We start from the raw sequence: 3,634 nt of genomic DNA on the forward strand, positions 1-3,634 counted from the left end.
CGGGCGGGTACGGGTCCGAGGGGGCTCAGGCCGGGTACGGGACGAGCGGGCCGTCTCAGGGCGGGTACGGGGCCGAAGGGCCTCAGGTCGGGTACGGAGGCGACGGGTCGTCGCAGGGCGCGTACGCAGGCGACGGGTCCCAGGCCGGGTACGGAGCGCAGGGGGCGTCCCAGGCCGGGTACGGGGCCGAAGGGCCTTCGCAAGCCGCCTACGGGTCGCAGGGCGCGTACGGCGCGCCGGGGGCGCCGCAGGGCCCCTACGCGGGCGACGGCTATGCCGGGGGTGGTTCCGGGATGCCTCTGCCGCCGGTCGCGGGAGAGGTGTCGCTCGCGTCGGGCGGGGCGCCCATGCCGTCGGCGGCGCCGGTGGACGAGGGGGCCACCCAGTACCTTCCGCCGGTGCCGTCCACAGGTCCGCTGCCCGGGGACGAGGCGGCGACGCAGTACATACCGCCGGTGCCTGCGGCGCCGGAGGCGGCCACCCAGTTCCTGCCGCCGGTGGGGCCGGGCGCACTGCCGCCGGAGGCGTCGGCCGACGCGACGGCGTACCTCGGGCGGGTCCCCGACCACGGTGCCGGGCCCCTGCCGCCCACCGCGAACCCGGACGCCGAGCCCACCCAGTACATACCGCCGGTGGCCGCCGGGCCGCAGGCCCCGGCACCGGACCGGCCCCAGGCGTACGGGGCGCCGCAGCAACAGCCGGACGTGTTCGACAGCCTCTTCCGCAGCGAGCCCGCGGGCGCCGGACCTGCCGGGGCCACGCAGCAGATGCCGAGGATCGAGCAGCCCTACGGCGCGCAGCCGCCGCAGGGTCCCGGCGGTCCCGGTGGCCGGGGGCCGGCCGCGCGGGCCACCGCGAGACATGACGGCGGGGGCGCGGGGGGCGGCCGTACACGCTCCAAGGTGCCGGTGATCGCCGCCGTGGGCATCGGGATCGCCGTCCTCGGCATCGGGGCGGGCGCCCTGATGGCGAGCGGCGGCAAGGACGACCAGGGGCAGGGCGACGACAAGACCGTGACGGCGTCCGAGCCGTCGGCCGGGGAGTCGTCGGCCGAGGCGGCCGACCCGGCGAAGGAGCAGGCGGTCGCGCTGGACAAGCTGCTCGCGGACAGCGGCAACAGCCGCAACAGCGTGATCAAGGCGGTCGGGAACATCCGGTCCTGCACCAACCTCGGCCAGGCCGCCACCGATCTGCGCAACGCGGCCAAGCAGCGCAACGACCTCGTCACCAAGCTCGGCGAGCTGTCCGTCGACAAGCTGCCCGACAACGCCGCCCTGACCACCGCGCTCACCAAGGCGTGGCAGGCCTCCGCGTCCGCCGACAACCACTACGCCGCATGGGCCGACCAGGTCGCAGGCAAGAGGAAGCTCTGCAAGCGGGGCCAGGCCCGCTCCACCCCCGAGACCCAGGCGGGCAACCAGGCCAGCAGCACGGCGAGCGCCGAGAAGACGAAGGCCGCGCAGCTGTGGAACGGCATCGCCGGCAAGTACGGCCTGACCCAGAGGCAGGCGGGCCAGCTCTAGGCCGCGCCCGGCCGGGCCCCTCCTGGCCTGCCCGTCGGGACCGCTCCTGACGGACAGCCGCGGTCGCGCGGTGGCCGTCGGGAGGGCAGGCCCCGGCCGGTCACAGCTCCGCGTCCACGAGGGTCTTCTCGACGTTGACGAAGCCCTGGCGGGCGGCGACCAGGCGGCCCTTGTGGACCACCTGGAAGGTGACCTCCGGGTTGATCAGGCGGGGGAAGCCGGCGGCGGCGATCAGGTCCTCGAAGCGCCAGGTCAGCGGCGGGGTCAACCCGCCGGTGGTGACCCTCATGCCGTTGTCGAGGGTGTTGCGGATCGCCTGCGCGGTGATCTCGCGGTCGCCGAGCCTCTCGATGACGGACGTCACCACGGTGTACGCGATCCAGGTGGTCTGCACCCCGGGGTCCGCCGGGTCGATCCGGTTGTCGTCGAAGGCGTGCTCGCGGATCACCTTCTTCATCCGGTCCCAGCGCTTGTCGGTCTCCACCGGGTACCAGCCGGTGACGTACGTCCCCTCGTAGGGCCCCGACCTGCCGCCGGTCGCGTCGACGAGGGACTGGTCGACGCTGCCGAGCACGGAGGCGGTGCGCACGGCGGGATAGTCCTTGCGGTCCCGGCGGAACGAGTCCATGAACGTGGAGGTGCGGTCGCCGAGCGCGGGCACCACGCACCCCCGCTTCACCGGGTCGCCGGAGGCCCGCCGCAGCGCCTGCCGGGCATGGTCCGCGTACTCGGTCGCGTCGTCGGCGGCCAGCTGGTCCTCGGCCCCCCGGTGGCCCCCGGAGCGCAGCCCCGAGTTCAGCAGCAGCGGGAGCTGGTCGCCCGCTATGGAGTCGGGGCGGACGAGGGCCACGGGGCCGCAGGCGCGCGCGAGCTGCTCGCCGAGGCCGGCCATGAGCGCGGCCTGGCCGCCGTTGACCGGGTAGGACAGGGCGCTGGAGAACTCGTCGTCGGTCACGCCGTAGCCGCCGATGTAGGGGATGCCGGCGGACTCCAGCGGGGCGAGGAAGGAGCGGCCGTGCTGGCTGTAGGAGCCGACGACGGCGACGGCGTCCTCCTTCGCGGCGCGGCGGGCGCACCGCGCGGCGCCCACGGTGTCGTTGTGGTCGTTGCAGGTGAGGATGCGCAGCTCACGGCCGTTGATCCCGCCGCCCGCGTTGATCCAGCGGGCGTACGCCTTGGCCATGGCGGGCATGCCGGGCTTGTTGGTGGCGGCGGTCTTCTCCGGCGCCCAGGTCATGACGGTGATGGGGCCGTCCCCGGAATCCCCCGTGACGCCGGACACGACCCCGCACCCGGCGGCGAGCGACGCGCACAACGCCAGTGCGACGACTCTCGCGGTACCGGCCCGTTTCGTCCCGGTACGGCGGAAGCCGCGGGGACGGATGGGCCTGGGACGGTCTACTGGGGTGCGTCGCCTGCCGGTCATGGCTCCGCACGATTCCGTCACATGACCAACCCGGGCGTGACGGTCGGTCAACGGAAGGTGACCAGGAGGTGAATTACGGGAAGCTACGATCGTATTTTCGAGAGAGTGCAGAGAGGAACGCGGGAGCGATGACCGTCCAAGGTTCGGAGAACTCTTCCCGTCGTGGGCGTCGCTCATTCACCATGGGCGGCATGCCACTGAACGACATGCCTTGGTGGCGCTGGCGCAGCAATGTGCGCTCCGCGCTGCACATGCTCTCCGATCCGGTGTTCCAGCGGGACGTCTGGCTGGCCGGCGTCGACGGCTACGGTGACGTCACCGACGCCGTGTACCGCCTGGTCGAGGACACCTGGCTGGACAACTGGTCCGCGGAGAAGTACGTGGGCGCGATCTTCCGCGACGCCCAGGAGGCGGCGCTCGTCGACACCGCCGTGCTGCGCGTGCTGCGGATCATGCACCAGGTGGGGCCGGACGCCCCCGTCTCCGCGTACCTCGACCACCCCGCGTGGCCCGAGGCGGTCCGCGCGGCCCGCGAGGCCCATGTGCGCCTGACGGTGAGCGACGGCGAGGACCCGGACACACCGCCGCGCACGCTGGAGGTGCTGCGGATCATGACGAGGGCGGCGTAGGGCAGCACGGGTCGGCAGCGGGACGGCGCGGGGTGGGCGTCGGGACGGCGCGGGGC

The 3,634-nt window shown here is 73.9% G+C and carries 3 protein-coding genes; 2 read left to right on the forward strand and 1 reads right to left on the reverse strand.

Translation table 11 applies throughout. The annotated features are described in order from the left end of the window. A partial coding sequence (locus tag AOK15_RS11935) for a hypothetical protein (RefSeq protein ID WP_107099391.1) occupies window positions 1-1,523 on the forward strand: 1,523 nt, incomplete at its 5' end. A 100-nt stretch (window positions 1,524-1,623) separates the two neighbouring features. On the opposite strand, the gene AOK15_RS11940 is transcribed toward AOK15_RS11935, so the two are convergent. Then, window positions 1,624-2,949, reverse strand: a complete 1,326-nt coding sequence (locus tag AOK15_RS11940) for an ABC transporter substrate-binding protein (RefSeq protein ID WP_055515717.1) — start codon at window positions 2,947-2,949, stop codon at window positions 1,624-1,626. Between the two features lie 128 nt (window positions 2,950-3,077). Here AOK15_RS11940 and AOK15_RS11945 point away from each other — a divergent pair, with 128 nt between their 5' ends. Continuing rightward, a complete protein-coding gene (locus AOK15_RS11945; RefSeq protein WP_055515719.1) occupies window positions 3,078-3,578 on the forward strand; it encodes an SCO4402 family protein in 501 nt (166 codons plus the stop codon). Window positions 3,579-3,634: the final 56 nt, after the last annotated feature.

Origin of the sequence: Streptomyces ossamyceticus (genome assembly GCF_001418475.1) — a bacterium.
GTDB lineage: Bacteria > Actinomycetota > Actinomycetes > Streptomycetales > Streptomycetaceae > Streptomyces > Streptomyces ossamyceticus.